The sequence below is a fragment of the Hydrogenovibrio sp. JE_KL2 genome (genome assembly GCF_009296185.1).
Lineage (GTDB): Bacteria > Pseudomonadota > Gammaproteobacteria > Thiomicrospirales > Thiomicrospiraceae > Hydrogenovibrio.
Genome location: NZ_WBJR01000001.1, coordinates 1 through 15,474 on the forward strand (window position 1 = coordinate 1; position 15,474 = coordinate 15,474).

Consider the following 15,474-nt stretch of genomic DNA (forward strand, 5'->3'; position numbering starts at 1 on the left):
GCCGCCCGAAGGGGTAAGGCGAGAAACGAAGCACTCGCCGCCCGAAGGGGTAAGGCGAGAAACGAAGCACTCGCCGCCCGAAGGGGTAAGGCGAGAAACGAAGCACTCGCCGCCCGAAGGGGTAAGGCGAGAAAGTTTACTGGAGCCGACCCGAAGAGGGGTAAGGCGAGAAAGTTTACTGGAGCCGACCCGAAGAGGGGTAAGGCGAGAAAATCTACCAGGTTGGGGGTGCTGTTTGAAGCTATTTGCTGACGGTCAGTACATCACATTGAGCGTGGTTCAATACGCTGGTAGTGGTTGACCCAATCAGCTTTTCCAAGAAAGAATGTCCGTGACGCCCCATGACAATCAAGTCAACATTCAGTTCATCGGCACGTTCGGCGATATCAACTTTTGAGAAGCCGGAAAACACTTCGCAGCGTTCTTCGGCCACCCCATTTTCTTCCGCCAAAGCGTAAAGTCGGCTCTTGGCCGCATCAATCATCGCATCGGCTATTTCCGGTATCCAAATGCCGGAAGCCCCACTTAAACTGATGTCTTCAAATACCGGGTAAGTCGGTTCTTCAACCAAGTGCAACAACATGAGTTCGGCCTGGTAGATCTCGGCCAACTGTTTGCCGCGGGCAATCGCCTTTTCGCTGTCTGGCGAGAAGTCGACCGCGACGAGAATGGTTTGGTAGTTGTGCATGCGTACCTCCTTATTGAGAGCTTTGCACGAGGTGGATGCACACATAAAAAAGGTTAAAATTGTGCTGTTCTGTGTTAAAAACCTTGCGAATAGCTAGCTATTCACTGCGCTTTCTGCCTTGAACAGCAAAATTTTTCCACTTTTTTCTAATGCGTCCCACTCATGCAAAGCTCTCTTTATTTTGCGCGAATGGAAAAAGTATCGGTTGCTTTCAATTTGATTGGAGTTGGGTTCGGGGTGTTGTTGTCGATCAGCCAAGCCAATTCGCTTTCCTGCTGACTGGCATCAATGACTTTTTGCCAGACACGTTCGGAAACATTCCAGCGATAACCTCGAGAGCGTAAATCGTCTTTCAAATCAAACGGCGCGCCAGTGGCTTTCATCATGACCTTTTGCTGACGAACAACATTCAATAAAAAGTGGAATGCAGGGCGTTGCTGCTCGGAAATCTGACGAGTCAAAAGGTGCGTCAGCGCCTGAACATCATCCAACGCGCGGTGGGCGTGGTAGAAAAACTGACCAACTTTCCAGCAGAGGAATTCCTGGCTTCGTGAACTGACTTTGGCAAGATTGAACCAATCAATCTGCGAGGCGGAACAGCCCCAGACTTTGTCGATAAACACCTCGTTGTAGCGCTCGACGACAGGGCGGTCAAAGCCCGCATTGTGGGCGACAATAAGCTGGACTTCTTGCATGTCGGCAACCACTTCATCCCAAGGAATTTGATGACCTTTGACATCGTCAATCGTCAGCCCTGTAACTTGAGTGACTTCCGGGGTGATGACCCCTTTAGGTTCGTTGAGGAAATTTTTGGCACACAAGACTTCATAAAACTGACCGTGAGAATCGAAGCTGAGGATTTGATAACCCAGTTCGATGATTTCACAACGCTCGGTATCCAGCCCAGTGGTTTCGGTGTCGATAATGCAGACCTTGTGCAGTGTCTCGCCACGGTCAGGGTGGTAACAGGATACGGGTTGGAAACGTCGCAGTACCTGATAGTCTTCTGACTGATCCAGTTGTTGTGCGATAAGTTCCAAGTCTGAAGCGGCGTGATTTTGTTGCATAATTCGATAGGATATTTGATTCAATTAGCGACATTCTAGCATGCATTGTCTTGTATTGCTTAGAGGCGATGGATTGCTGAAATCAAAAACGCAGCAAGCTCAGCCAGTAGTCAAGGCGTAACTTCCATGGCAGTGCGTAATCCACTCGCAGTTGTAGTTTTAAGCGCTGATTGCGGTAGCGGATGTAATGAAGTGCCGGGTTTTGTATCAAGTCGTGTTCGAGCAGGTAGCCGATAAAACGGGCTTTACGGCGTGGCACATAACCAATCAGCCAGCAGGGAAAATGGTGCGTCCAGATTTGGACGGCATGTTTGTCTTGCAGGTTCTTTGGTTCTGGAGTCAAGGTAATAGGCGTTTCTGGGCGAAGCAGTCCAATATCATAGGCTTGCTGTGCCGAGTAGTAATAGTGCCCCTTTACCGGGAAGACAAGCGATTTGGTTTTCAAATGACCTCACTTTGATAGTAATGGTATTGAAAATAATTTTTGTTTTTAACAACTAAAATATCGATAATAGTTGCTTCATGTTAACTTACCAAGTTCATTGATTGAACAGAAAAACGGATTTTTTCCGTGTCGAAACAGGACGGCCTCCATGGAAAATCACACACCACACGCACACACTCACGACCACGATCATAGCCATCATGATCATCATCACGACCATGCACACGGTCATGCGCACGGGCATCATCACCATCATGGTGATTTGACCGGCTCGAAACTGTTGTGGACGGTCATCCTGAATGTGATTATCACCGTCTCGCAAATTATCGGAGGGTTGGTTTCCGGGAGTTTGGCGCTGTTGTCGGATGCCTTGCACAACTTCAGCGATGTGGTGGCCTTGGTGATTGCTTATGTTGCCAACCGTTTGGTGAAACAGCCTTCTACCCAGGAAAAGACTTTCGGCTACAAGCGCGCGGAGATGTTCGCGGCGTTGTTCAATGCCTCTGTGTTGATCGGTGTGGGGCTGTTGCTGTTTATCGAAGCCATTGAGCGTTTGATGAACCCTGAACCGATTGCCGGCGGTTGGGTGATTGGGCTGGCGCTACTGTCTGTGGTGTTGAATTGGGTCAGCGTGATGTTGATTGCCAAAGACTCCGAACATAATTCCAATATCCGTGCCGCCTATCTGCACTTGTTGACCGATACGCTGACGTCTGTTGGGGTGTTAATCAGTGGGGTGTTGGTGCTCTGGTTCAATATCTATTGGGTCGATGCGGTCATGACGATTTTGATTGCGTTGTACCTGATGACTTCCGCGTGGGGTTTGCTGAAACACACCACAGGCGTTTTGCTGTTGTTTGCCCCTAGTCATATCGATTTGGATGCATTGGTGAAGGCAATCGAGAGTGAAGCGAGCATCGACAATGTGCATCATCTGCATTTGTGGCAGTTGGACGACCACCGCGTGCACCTTGAAGCCCATCTGGATTTCAAAGAAGATGTGAGTTTAAGCGAAGCGACTCAAGTCACGCAGCGCATCGAGTCCCGTTTGGCGGAAGTTTTTGGCATCACCCATTGTAATTTCCAAGCGGAATTCAACCGAGACGATGATAAACACTTGATTGCTCAATGCTAAAGCATGCGGTTAAAGCGTGTGAAAATCGTTGAGTGTTTGGTTAAGGTCGGCTGGTAAAGTGAACTCATAGGGTTTGTCCTCAAACCCGAGATGCAGAAAAACCGCTGTCAGCATCATGTCCAGCGTTGGCAGGGTTGCGTTGAGTTTGGCATCGCCATGCAGTCGGTCGCCGACAATCGGGAAACCCGCGCCGGATAAATGACGGCGGATTTGGTGTTTTCTGCCGGTTTCGATATGCACTTCCAATAGCGAGATATTCTTTTCCGCGTTGTAATCCAAGCGTTTGGTGTGACTGATGGCAGCTCTGCCTTCAATCGGCTGGCTATAGGTTTGCTCAGTTTCAGGAAACGCTCCCCATACCCCAACCTGGTAGATTTTAGTGGTTTCTCTGCCCATGAAAGCTTCAGTCAGCAGCTTCGCTGCCTGATGGGTATGTGCCAGTAAGATCAAGCCATCGGTTGCGCGATCCAAACGGTGTACCACCAAAGCTTGACGTTGCTTGCCATTAAAAAGGTGGTGCATTTCCACCCAGCGGGCAATGGTACTGTGATCTCCCCATTTGGAACCTTGTGACAACAACCCTTTCGGTTTGTACCAAACACTGAAATTATGACAGTCATCGATTAGCTTCGGTTTCGGTATGCTGGCGTTGAGCACGGCTTCGTCATAGTAGATGGAGATTTCATCGCCAGGGGTGACTTCTTTTTTGACACGCCGCACCCGTGTGACTTTCTGGGTTTTACCCTTTGCTTTGAACCAAACACAGCCTTTGGCGAGCGCGCCTTTCAGTTGTTGCTTGGAAATCTCAGTTTGCTGAGCCAAAACATCGATTAAAGTCGAGGCGTGTTCGACTTCAAACTGAAGTTCAAAACGAGCCTTATCCACATGACTTTTTGAAATCGAATTTTGTTGTCGGTTAGTTGTGTCCATAAGGCGTATTCTAAGCTATTATGTTCTCCGCCTGAAAAGGAAAAAGAGATAAGAAAAAGACAAAGCAAAGACGTTAGAGATATGCACTTTACCCTCGGTAATCATGAATTAGAAATTATCAAAACCACACGTAGAGGCTCGATAGGCCTGAGAGTAGAACCCAACCGCATTGCACTCATGGTGCCGAAGCAATTGGCGGATGCTGCCATTACCGCCTTTGTGGAAAGTGAGCAGGGCTGGTTGTTACAGCAAATAGAAGCGCATCAGTCGCAAATGCCGAAACAGTTGGTGATGAAATCAGGTCATGAATTGTTGTTGTTCGGTGATAAGGTGATGTTCAAGGAAGATCACCATACACCGGTGAAAAAAATGCATCTGACGCACGACGATACCTGTATTACGGTGTTCTGCAAGCAATCGCGTGCATTGAAGAACGAACGTCACCATATCTATCGACACCTGGTTGATTTTTACCATCAACAACTTATTGATTATCTTACGCCGAAAGTTGCAGACTGGGAAAAGCGTATCGGTGTGAAAACGCAATCCGTACAAATCAAAAACTACCGTTCCCGTTGGGGAAGCTGTTATTCAGACGGTCGCGTGCAATTCAACTGGAAGTTGGTGATGGCTCCGAAAGCGGTCATCGATTATGTTGTGGTACATGAACTTTGTCATCTGGTGCATGCCAACCACTCAGCCGCATTCTGGAATTTGGTCGAACAGCATTGCCCGGATTTTGAATCCCATAAAGCCTGGTTGAAAGAAAACGGCACAGCGCTGATCTCGTTTCAGGCAGTATAATCTTCGGATTTCGTCTGGCGAAAGCCCCGTCTTTGGGATCGAAGAAGAATGTGTTTGAGTGCGGTTGTAGTGGTTTTAGACTTTGATTTGATGAGCGTATTTCAAATAGGATAAAACGGCAGTGTCTGGGTCTAACATATTGGTCGACATGGTTTTGATGCCGCTGTCGTGAAGTTTGGTATTCAGTCCATCTCCCAGGTTTCTACTGATGACACAACCGATGTCTGATAACGCATGGTCTTGCTGTTGGGAAAGGTTGCCTTTGATTTTGCCTAACAGTTCTTTTTCATCCAAGTGGATGAGCTTCTTTGAAAGGATTTTGGATTGATCTGTGTCGTAAACCCAAAAGTTGGGACACAAGGTCGCGGGACCAGAAACCTGCCTCTGGTTGGCGCAACTAACTGCAATTTTCACATTCACCTCTTTTTGAATATTTTTTATCTTATATTTAATGCTCGGTATTGAAACTTTTGGTCTCAATACCGAGCAGATTTATCACGTGGCATCAATCAGGTTGACACTACCGTAATTAAGCTGAGTAGATAAATCAGAGCCACTGAACCGAAGGTCAGAATGAAGCCCCATAAAATCGCTTTTAAACCAGTCATGATCTACTCCTTTCCAGCAGGATGAGAAGGGTGCTTAGGCATCAAGTTCGCATAGTATTCTGCCAAGCCTTGGATTTCGGCATCGGTCAGATCTTGTGTGAATTGCGCCATACCCTCATGGATATCATTGGTACGTTTACCATGCTTGTAAGCTTCCATCGTGCGGATGAAATAAGCCGGAACCTGTCCCGCCAATGCCGGTGTGATATCTCTACCTTCACCATGAACACCGTGGCAAGAGGCACAAGGGGTAATCATGCGTGACACATCACCCTTGGTGACCAATTTCTTGATATTCGCAGGCGGCGTGTAGTGACCCGTTGGTGCCGGTAGCTTTTGCGCTGCATAGTAAACCGCCAGATCCGCCATGTCTTGTTTCGACATAGGCGTGGTGGCTGCGTGCATGACGCTCGCTTTACCGTTACCTTCATTGCGTAGACCGGATTGATAATCCATCAATGCCTTGTAGGTGTACAGTGCGGTATTTCCTGCCAGGTTGGGGGCGTTGCGTGTAGGCGCAATACCTTGCTCACCATGGCAAGTGATACACAAACCATAACTCTCTAGTTTTTCACCACGGGCATAATCGCCTTTAGGCATATCTTTTGCGGTCTTATCCCACGTGATGTTACTCCAAGCGTCAGCGACAGGCATGCTGTGACCACTAGCCAAAGCGGCTGTGCTGGCGGTTGAAGTGATGGAAACAAGGCCAATTAATAGTAAGTTTTTCATTCTTTTTCTCCCTTGAATCCCTATCAACTAAAGATGTCTTTACGGAACGTACGCTGCCAGTTTTTAGCAACTTCAGCACGAATATGGCGGTAGTACGGGTTATCCGTTGGGTCTGACATGACGTAGCTTTCTTCATAAGGGTGGTGGTTGCCCGCGTAACGGAAAGTTTCCGCAACGGTCATCCCCCAGTCTTCTGCTGCCATGGCGACACAGTTGTTAGTGATAAAAGGCGTACCGATTTCCTTGCCGGTCAATTCGGCTTGAATCGCTTTAGTCACGACTTTTGCCTGATTACTGGCGATATAACCGGTTTTCGGCATAGGGTCCGCCGCCGCCGAATCCCCGATGATATAAACGTCTTTGTCACGTTTGGTCGAGAAGTCCTGCGAGTTGAACGGTGCCCAGTCACCTTCCGCTAGACCGTTCATGCGCACGAATGAACCTGCCATTTCAGGTGGGATGATGTTGATGACATCCCCTTTGTGAACCTGGCCGTTGGCAGTAGTCAAGGTGCGGTTTTTGGTGTCCAGCTTGGTGACGTGACCGCCAGCTTTTTTCGGAACCCATTCAATACGCGCATCAGGTGTTCCCAAGCCGTGCTCTTTTTTCCAGAAATCCAGATAGACGTCATGGAAAATGAAGTCGTCTTTTGAATCCAGAATAATGACCTTAGCTGTTGGGTTGGTGTCTTTCAATTTGTTGGCAATGAAAGAAGCACGCTCATAAGGTGCCGGTGGGCAGCGATATGGGTCGACCGGAGAAGAAATCAACACGGTACCGCCTTGAGGTAGTGCGTTGATTTGATCTCTTAATACCAGTGTTTGTGGGCCAGCATGCCAAGCGGCAGGGAAGTTGCCTTCCGCTAGTTGTTTACTGTAGCCTTCAACCGCACCATATTTGAAATCTGGGCCAGGAGAGACAATCAGTTTGTCGTAAGACAAAACATCGCCTTTCGCCAGCTTCAATTTCTTGGCAGCGTAATCGATTTCGGTAGCACGGTCTTGAATGATATTGACGGCATAGCGTGACTTCAAGGTATTGTAGTCAACCGTTAGCGTTTCTAGCGTGTCAAAACCGGCAACCACTTCATTACTGCCAGGGCAGAAAATGTATTTTGGCTCAGGCTCGACAATGGTGATGCGAACATCGGCATTCAGCAAACGCATATATTTTGCAGAAGCCGCGCCACCGACACCGCCACCAACGATAACGATGTGTGCGCTCTTGCTGGCAAACGCTAAGCTGGAAGCGCCCATCAGTCCAGTACCTAATGCACTTGCACCGAAAAGTTTGATCAGATCGCGACGTGTAATCTTATTCATGGCTGTTCTCCTTAGCATTCCCTTTGATTGAAGCGTTCCAATTAGGAAGCGTCCATTCTTCAGGTTTTTGTTTTGCAAAGAAATCCGCCATTGCCTCGATTTCCTCATCGGAAAAAACACGTGCAACATCGTACATCACGATGGATGGAAATTTATTAGCACGATAGATTTTCATTTGCTTAATGAACTTTTGTTTATCCATTCCTGCCAAAGGAGGCATAGCTTCGTTGAATTCCGCTCCTTTGGTGCCGTGGCATGCTGAGCAGTTGTCGCCCAGCATTGCGCCTGAAGGCATAGGATATTCGGAGCGAACTTTTGCTTCCTGTTCAAGAGTTAAACCTCCTGTAAGAGCAAAGCTGGCAGGTGCTTGCAATAGGCAAGTCAAACCTGTCATGGCACTTATCAATAGTAATTTTTTCATAATCCGTTCCTTTCCTATCTTGCCCAAACATAGAAGCCGACAACAAAGAACTGCACTACCCAAAGGACAACGATCCAGATAGATAGGGTTCCCAGTCTGTTGACGAACGCGCTTGGCGTGTAAACACCGACGGTCTGACCGGCTTTCCATGCGATTGTCAGGAAGTAGGACAATACAATCCCACCGACGATGGCAAACGTCAGGAAGAACAAGCCTGTGGAGTACCAATCGAACTCGATTTTGTAATCCCAGAAGTTGTAGTGGAAGAAGCCGTTCAGGATATCGTAGCGCAACATTTCACGAGAAATTGCGACAACCAAACCGATCACCAGCGCCATTGGCAATGCCATATAGCTACAGAACTTGGCTTCACCATTTAGGCGAATTTGTGCCCAAAGAGCATAGAACAACACCATAACTCCCCCTAGAATTCCCCAGAAAGAGGTCGCGAAGTTACCTGCCGTTTCCGGTAGTGTCATCATCCAGCCGACATAAAGTACGGTAGAAATGATAGAACCGACTTTGATCCATTTTTTACCAACTTCTGCCGCCCAGTTCAGGTAAGCATGGTCTGCATCGGAACGTACCGATTTGAAGCGACGGTAAGTCACCAACATGCCACCGGCAACCGGAATCGACAAGCTGATAAAGAATGCATAACGCCATAGGTTCCACTCATGCAGTTTGTCACCTGTGTAGTCCACCATGCCGTTTTTTTGCATGTACCAAGACTTCCACAACTCAGGGTGTAGGATTTGCGAGGTCAAGCTGTGCATGATGAAACCAACCAACAACATCAGTGCCAAGCTTAATAGCATTGACCAACGGGCTTTAGGCGTTGCTGATTTATCTTGGTTAGCGTTATTGACGAAGTAGTAGTAATACATCGCCCAATAGCCCAAAATCAAGAAGATGATAAAGCCGATAACCCAGTCTGCCGACAAGACATTGGAGGTATACCAATGCGGGTCATACACGACTTGTACGAACAGCAGCGGAGCAACCCCAATCACGATGGCGACGGATACCGATACTTTGGCGACTTCCAACATCGCAGCACCCAGTCTGCGCCAGTAGGTATTTTGGCTAAAAGCACCGATTAAGGTAATGACGGAGGTTCCCAACATCAGTTGCACGAATAGAATGTGCAAAGCAAAGGTCAGTACGCTCAGTCCAATGAAAATGATTGGATAGCTTGGTAGCCCGGCAGGGTTACGCAACGCATACATCATGTCTGTAATTTGAGAGACTTGTGAAGCATCCATTAGTTATTCTCCTGTGTCAAAGCGGCAATTTTATTTTTCGCTTTTTCAGCAAGCTTGGCTTGTTGACGTGCTTCAATTTCTTGACGAATGGCAGCATCAACCGCTTTTTCACCACCTTTTCTGTTCATAACTAAGAAGGTAGACAAAGCTTTTACTTCTGAATCCAGCATCGGCATTTTTGGCATATAAGCGATATTGCCTGTTGTCAAAACACCTTTGACGTATTTTTCCATACGCGCTTCGGTAATATTGTCAGGAATATAGCGATGCAATGGACGAATACCGGTTTTGCTAGGTGAGTGACAGTTAGAGCAATACACCATGGCAATGAACTTACCGGCCTGAACCACGTTGCCATCATTCACAGTTCGCAAATCTTTAGGGGTGAATGGGTGCGCTTTCAAAATCCCTTCTTTTTCCAGTAGTGGAATTTGAGACTTAATACCCATGCCAGGGACATCACGACCAATGACTTGGTTTGAGTAAACATACTGTCCTGCAACCCAAGGTTTACGCATGGATTCACGAGCGGTTTCTTCAGGCCACAAACCGGCAACTAGAATCACAACCGCCATGCCACCTGCAAACGCTTGTACCAGCACTTGAGGGCGAAGCATCGTCAAGATGAAGTAAGCCAAAGTCCCTGCCAACACTGCAATAATGCTTGGCTCGAAATAGCTTGGTAAACGGTTTTCCATGACCAAAAGTGCTTGATCTGGCACTGCTTTCAAATAAAGTTGGAACATAGCCGCACCGATAATGGTAGAGATAATCCCCAACCAACCGAGTTTGCGTGCCATTTCTTTTTTGAACGCTGGGTCTTTGATGCCGGCAACAACGATACCACCCACCACGGCTGTCATGGTGAACATGAATGCCATGCGCATTGCCAATTGGATAAAGGTGTTTTCACCGTAGAAACCATTTAGGTAACCACCCTGCTGGAACCAAGCTTCTTTCCCTGGCACCATCATGAAAGACAGGATACCAACGATAATCAACATGGTTGCCAAGGACGCAACCCCGAAAATCACCGAGATCTTCATATGAGTTCTCTTATCGACCTTGCCGACCAAGTAAACGATCATGTAGACCCCGACCACTTCGATCACGAAGAACACCCATTCGGTTGCCCACTTCCAAACGAAGGAGTGGATCAAAGCACCGATACCGTTCGGGCTGGCGACCGTTGTCGAATACCAGATACCCGGACCAGTGATAGACCCAGCAACATAGGTGAATACCAAAAGAAATAAGCCGTACTTCTTGATAAAGTCGAGCAAATCTTCACGGTCTTCGCGATAAGCCTTATGAGAGAGATAGGCGAAGAGGAGTGCAGCACCAACAGAGGTATGGGATGCAAGAACGTGGAAAGTTGCGATAAAGGCAACTACCCAGCCGGATCCCACTGTTGGTTCGTACCATGTAGGATACAAACTGATTAAGTCCATAATATAACTTCCTTCTTATATTAATACGTACTAATACGTTATATTGATCGGCATTTCTTATTATGCTTGCAACGGATTGTAGTGACTATTACTATTAGTTGGTATTCAAAAGATTTTATTTATTTAGGCATAAAATATTTTATGAGTACTTGGCGTTAGATGTCGGTTTTTGCGTATATTGTTGTTTTTGAATAATATTTCAGGTTTTTGATGACAGTGGTTTTTTGGGGGTTACGCTAAAATGCGCGCTATTAGCCATAAAATAAATGATGTATTTTGCAAATAAATGTTTGAGTTTGGCTCAAATCGGCAAAATTCTGGAGGTTGAACTCGCTTGTAATTAACAGAAATTGTCGCTAGTCTAGCGATTAATTTATAGCCTTCAATCGTTGGGTTTGAGGAGAGCATTTGAGTACCCAGAGAAAGACATCAACAGCCACTTTGCATCTCACCGTCAACAGTCGTTTGACACAGTTCCTGAAGTCAGAGTTTATGTTGCAACAAGCCAAGCAGCAAACCGCTCAAGTTATTGTGACGCCTCAGGTGATGACTTGGGGGCAGTGGTGGGAAAGTTGGCAACAGGCGCAATTGCTTCGCGGGGTGCTTCCGCTTGAAAGTCTGCCGGAAAAGATTCTCTCGGATTTCGAGGCGCAATCCATTTGGCAAGCACTGCTTGACGAAGCCTGTGAGGCAGATGATTTGCTGTTATTAAATCCTGCACAAACCGCAAAACAGCTCTACCAAGCTTGGCAGTATGACTGCGAATACTTGACTGGACAGTTTGGTGACGACATTTTACAAGGCCAGTATCTCACCGAAGAAACACAACTCTATCTACGCTTGAAATCACGCTATCAGCAGTTGATGGGCAAGGCGAACCTATGGGATGCCTCTTTGCTCATGCAACAACGCCTGCAATGGTTCAAAGACTTGGATGATGGTGTGTTGGCGGTGCAGCTGCATGGTTTTGACGACCTGACGCCTTATATGAAAAGCTGGATTCAAATGGTGAAAGTCAAAGGCGGGCAAGTTGCATTGGCGCAGCCAGAGACTTCAAGTGACTCTGTTCAGCAATGGTATGTTGCATCCGATGAATCGGATGAAGCCAAGCAAGCGGCATTCTGGGCATATCAATGCTATAAAACATTGTCGGCACAAACCAAGATTCCGCCACGAATTGCGATTGTAGCACCGGATATTGCCGAGGTTGAAGCGTCACTGATTTGGGCGCTGGACGAGCAGTTGTTTGTGCATGAGTCGCAACCGCTTAAACTGTTTCAAACTCAAGCAAAGCCGTCTCCTTTTTATAACGTGTCCCTAGGAAAACCTTTGGCGGAAGTGCCATTGGTTAAAAATGCTTTGTCAGTATTAGAGTTTGCCATCAGTCATGCCAATAAGGGCGGTGAGGCGGCTAAGTTTAGCTATAACCAAGTGTCAGAGTGGTTGGTTTCGCCTTATACCCCCGGTGATTTTATTCGACGGCAGGCGCTTGATTTCGGCTTGAGAAGTTGGCAGTGGGCAGAGTTGTCAATTGCCGGATTGTTAGCAGCGTTCAAAAGAGTCAGGGACGAGGTTGATGCAGAAAGCGGACTTAGATTATCAGCAAAACCACCGAGAGCCTTGATGGATAGCTTGTATGCTCTGACCCAACCTGGCAGATTTTTGAATGAAAAAGGCGGTAAAAGCTTAACGGTTCATGCCTTTTACCAAGCCGCATTGAATGTGTTGGATAGCAGTGGCTGGGCAAATTCTGGTGTTGGCGGATCTTTAAATAGTGTTGAGTTCCAGCAGAAGCAGGCGTTGTTAAAAGCCTTGCACCAATTTTCTCAGCAATGGCTTGTCACCGGTAGCGTTCAAGCAGGCCATGAAGCCTTGCAGATGAAGTCGCTCACGGCGGTGGAATGGTTGAGCAAGCTTCGTCAGTTTGTTGCCGAGCAATTGCATCAGCCGGAATCTGTCAGTGGTGCGCCGATTCAAATTATGGGGATGCTGGAAGCCGGAGGGCAAAGCTTTGATGCGCTTTGGGTGATGGGCATGACTGCCAGCGCTTGGCCAAGAGAAGCCAGACCGAATCCTTTTTTACCAATGGGGCTGCAGCGCGAGCACCAGCTGCCGCGTGCCGATGTCGGTCGAGAGTTGCACTATGCGCAAGCGCTGACTCAACGTTTATCCGGTTCCGCACGACAAGTGGTTTGGTCTTATGCAAAACAGACAAAAGGGCAATTGAACCTGATCAGTCCGTTGATTGATAAAAAAGCACAAGTCGCGGCAAACGTTTATGCTCCGCAACTCTATCAGACTTTGGCGGAAAGCCTGTTTAATCAAAAGCAATCGTTGGAGTGGGTTGAGGATGCCAAAGCACCGAAAGTGCCGCTGGGCGAAAAAGTGCCGGGTGGTTCCGCTATCCTCACTGCGCAGAGCAAATGCCCGTTGATGGCGTTTTTCGATTATCGCCTGGGTGCCAAATATCAACTGGAAACCGTCGAGCCGGGATTGCGCAGCAATCACCTCGGAACGCTGGTGCATTTGGTGTTGGAAAACTTCTGGCAAGAAGTGAAAACACAAAAACGTCTATTGGCGATGGATGAATCCGCGCTCCAGCAAAAAATAGACTTGCTGCTGGATGATGCCATGTCAGCGATGAGCCAACATTTCAATGCGCACTATCTGTCACTGGAGAAAAAGCGCATTGGTTTGTTGTTGCAAGATTGGTTGGCGCTTGAAAAGCAACGACCGGCATTTGAATTGTTAGCATCCGAGCAGGATATTGAGTTGGACTTGGCGGGCCTTAAACTATCCATCAAAATCGACCGAATTGATCGCATGGCGGATGACGAGCAGGCACTTATCGTACTCGACTATAAAACCGGTAAGGCCAGTTTGGGCGATTTGATGAAAATGCCGCTTAAGGCTCCGCAACTCGCAGTTTATCTGCATGCATTCGAGGGGAAAACGTCCACGGTGAAAGGCTTGGGTTACGGCATGATTCACAGCGATACCGGTATAGATTTTTCCGTGGTAGCGGAAAGCGAGGACTTTCTTCCCAATGCTTACAAAAACAAACAGGTCAACAACTTTGCCAAATTGTCCGCGAAAGAGGGAAGTGATTATGACGGGGCGAGTTGGAATGATTTTATCGACCATTTAAAACAGGCTGTTTGGCAGTTGGCAGAAGAAGTTCAGCAGGGTCGAGCCGATTTGCATTATGAAAAGGTTGATGACTTACAGTACGCCGCCAGTTTGCTAGCGTTGCGATTACCGGAAGCCAAACGTTTTCTGGTAGACACATCGGAAGAGTCTGAGGCGGTTTCTTAAGTGCCGCTGCCATCGCCTTTAAACGCTAGGTTTTTGAATAATCAGTAAAAATGGCAGTCATTTTTATCAATGATGACTATAATAAAACGCTAAGAGATGACTCCAATGTTTAAACGATGTGAGTCCTCAGTCTGGGTTTTAAACAAAAGAGAATGCTTTGAGTTCACAAAACGCCGCCCTTTACGAAGTGTATTACCAAGACTCACCGGACAGTCCGGTTGATAAGGATATTGTCTTTTCGATTGAAGAGGCGCAAGAGTCGGTATTGGGTTTCTATAATGACTGCATCCAAAAATACCTGGCGGATGACGTTGAGCCTCTTGAGTCTTATGATGAGGTCGCTTTGTTGCAAAACCAATATGCCAGACAGCTAAAAGGTAAGGCTTGGTTTGTTGCCGTGCAAGAAGACAAGATGCTGGAAATCGAGTCGGACGGCATGGATGATTTTTACGATGAAGCACTGGATTTCAGTGAAAAACTCCCTTCGGCCGATGAATTGGATACCCTCTTTGACACCGTCAGCGATCAATTCTTTACCAGATTGACGACGAACCTCAAGCGTAATTTGGAAAATCGGCGCGTCTTTTTGAAGGACAGTGAAATTCACCAGATTGTTTCCGATGCCTTGTGGCAGGAAGTGACGGATGCCTTCCTTATTTCTCGTCAGGATAAAGACATTCAGGCGGATGCGGGCGCGGTGCCGGAAGTGTTTTTGGTGATGGTCAAAAACAACGATGTCGCAGTCTATTTTGGTACGGAGTACATTGACGCTGCCGACCAGTCCAATGACGATGACTTACAAGTGATTGTTGATACCGCGCAAATGTTGGCGGAGAAGTATGAAACCACCATCCATACTCACCAGTTTGAAGCGATGGAAGACGGCTGGAACTGGACGAAGATCGAAAACATCTTGAAAGCTGCCGGTATCATGCCAGCAGAAAAGCCCAATCTACTCAGAGTGTTGCAGGATATCGAATCTTTACGTTTGTCCGTCAACGCACATGCGACAGTAAATGGTTTCGAGTATCATTTGGATGCGTTCAACGCTTATGTGTTCTGCGGGGACGATACGAAAGAAGTGTTGACCATTGATATCAATCATCAGTTCCAACAGGATCAGATTCATTTGACCGTGGAAGACGTAGTCAAAGCCATTGAAATCGAACCGAATCGTTGGGTTTGTGGGGATTTGTTATCGACAGAAGTAATCGTCAACCCCCGCAAGTATTTCAACACCTCCATTCAAAACTTGGTGCGTTAGTCGGTCACCAGAAGCTTTTTAGTTGGG

At 47.3% G+C, this 15,474-nt stretch carries 15 protein-coding genes; 5 read left to right on the top strand and 10 right to left on the bottom strand.

What is annotated here, in order from left to right; all coding sequences use genetic code 11:
- On the top strand, positions 1 to 252 hold a 252-nt coding region (locus F8R13_RS11535; protein WP_216642564.1), incomplete at its 5' end, for a hypothetical protein.
- Here the strand turns inward: F8R13_RS11535 and F8R13_RS00005 are convergent.
- From F8R13_RS00005 to F8R13_RS00015, 3 genes are all read right to left on the bottom strand, one after another.
- Positions 242 to 688, bottom strand: coding sequence for a universal stress protein (locus F8R13_RS00005; RefSeq protein WP_172967653.1), 447 nt, complete (start codon positions 686 to 688; stop codon positions 242 to 244). The genes F8R13_RS11535 and F8R13_RS00005 overlap by 11 nt on opposite strands.
- A gap of 176 nt (positions 689 to 864) precedes the next feature.
- Complete coding sequence (locus F8R13_RS00010; protein ID WP_152831067.1) at positions 865 to 1,755, bottom strand: 3'-5' exonuclease; 891 nt, start codon at positions 1,753 to 1,755, stop codon at positions 865 to 867.
- An 82-nt stretch (positions 1,756 to 1,837) separates the two neighbouring features.
- Positions 1,838 to 2,200, bottom strand: coding sequence for an HIRAN domain-containing protein (locus F8R13_RS00015; RefSeq protein WP_152831069.1), 363 nt, complete (start codon positions 2,198 to 2,200; stop codon positions 1,838 to 1,840).
- A gap of 148 nt (positions 2,201 to 2,348) precedes the next feature.
- On the opposite strand from F8R13_RS00015, the gene F8R13_RS00020 reads away from it, so the two are divergent.
- Positions 2,349 to 3,335, top strand: coding sequence for a cation diffusion facilitator family transporter (locus tag F8R13_RS00020; protein ID WP_152831071.1), 987 nt, complete (start codon positions 2,349 to 2,351; stop codon positions 3,333 to 3,335).
- A gap of 9 nt (positions 3,336 to 3,344) precedes the next feature.
- Here the strand turns inward: F8R13_RS00020 and F8R13_RS00025 are convergent, their stop codons facing one another.
- The gene (locus tag F8R13_RS00025; RefSeq protein WP_152831073.1) at positions 3,345 to 4,265 is read right to left on the bottom strand and encodes an RluA family pseudouridine synthase; all 921 of its coding nucleotides are present in this window, start codon (positions 4,263 to 4,265) and stop codon (positions 3,345 to 3,347) included.
- An 81-nt stretch (positions 4,266 to 4,346) separates the two neighbouring features.
- Here F8R13_RS00025 and F8R13_RS00030 point away from each other — a divergent pair, with 81 nt between their 5' ends.
- Positions 4,347 to 5,069, top strand: coding sequence for a M48 family metallopeptidase (locus tag F8R13_RS00030; protein WP_152831076.1), 723 nt, complete (start codon positions 4,347 to 4,349; stop codon positions 5,067 to 5,069).
- A gap of 75 nt (positions 5,070 to 5,144) precedes the next feature.
- Here the strand turns inward: F8R13_RS00030 and F8R13_RS00035 are convergent, their stop codons facing one another.
- The 6 genes from F8R13_RS00035 to F8R13_RS00060 all read right to left on the bottom strand — a co-directional run bounded on the left by F8R13_RS00035 (position 5,145) and on the right by F8R13_RS00060 (position 10,868).
- Positions 5,145 to 5,483, bottom strand: a complete 339-nt coding sequence (locus F8R13_RS00035; RefSeq protein ID WP_172967654.1) for a NifB/NifX family molybdenum-iron cluster-binding protein — start codon at positions 5,481 to 5,483, stop codon at positions 5,145 to 5,147.
- 197 nt (positions 5,484 to 5,680) lie between these two features.
- Entirely contained in the window at positions 5,681 to 6,409 is a 729-nt protein-coding gene (locus tag F8R13_RS00040) for a c-type cytochrome (protein WP_152831079.1), read from the bottom strand.
- 23 nt (positions 6,410 to 6,432) lie between these two features.
- A complete protein-coding gene (locus tag F8R13_RS00045; protein ID WP_172967655.1) occupies positions 6,433 to 7,731 on the bottom strand; it encodes an FAD-dependent oxidoreductase in 1,299 nt (432 codons plus the stop codon).
- Positions 7,724 to 8,152: a c-type cytochrome gene (locus F8R13_RS00050; RefSeq protein ID WP_152831083.1), complete on the bottom strand. Its 429-nt coding sequence runs from the start codon at positions 8,150 to 8,152 to the stop codon at positions 7,724 to 7,726. Before F8R13_RS00050 ends, F8R13_RS00045 begins: the two co-directional genes overlap by 8 nt.
- A 14-nt stretch (positions 8,153 to 8,166) precedes the next feature.
- The gene (locus F8R13_RS00055) at positions 8,167 to 9,417 is read right to left on the bottom strand and encodes a hypothetical protein (RefSeq protein ID WP_152831085.1); all 1,251 of its coding nucleotides are present in this window, start codon (positions 9,415 to 9,417) and stop codon (positions 8,167 to 8,169) included.
- Entirely contained in the window at positions 9,417 to 10,868 is a 1,452-nt protein-coding gene (locus tag F8R13_RS00060; protein ID WP_152831087.1) for a cytochrome c, read from the bottom strand. The genes F8R13_RS00055 and F8R13_RS00060 overlap by 1 nt, the downstream gene beginning before the upstream one ends.
- Before the next feature lie 408 nt (positions 10,869 to 11,276).
- On the opposite strand from F8R13_RS00060, the gene F8R13_RS00065 reads away from it, so the two are divergent.
- The gene (locus F8R13_RS00065) at positions 11,277 to 14,183 is read left to right on the top strand and encodes a PD-(D/E)XK nuclease family protein (RefSeq protein WP_152831089.1); all 2,907 of its coding nucleotides are present in this window, start codon (positions 11,277 to 11,279) and stop codon (positions 14,181 to 14,183) included.
- Between the two features lie 157 nt (positions 14,184 to 14,340).
- Positions 14,341 to 15,447 (top strand): hypothetical protein, encoded by a 1,107-nt coding sequence (locus tag F8R13_RS00070; RefSeq protein WP_152831091.1) that lies wholly within the window; start codon positions 14,341 to 14,343, stop codon positions 15,445 to 15,447.
- Positions 15,448 to 15,474 lie beyond the last annotated feature (27 nt).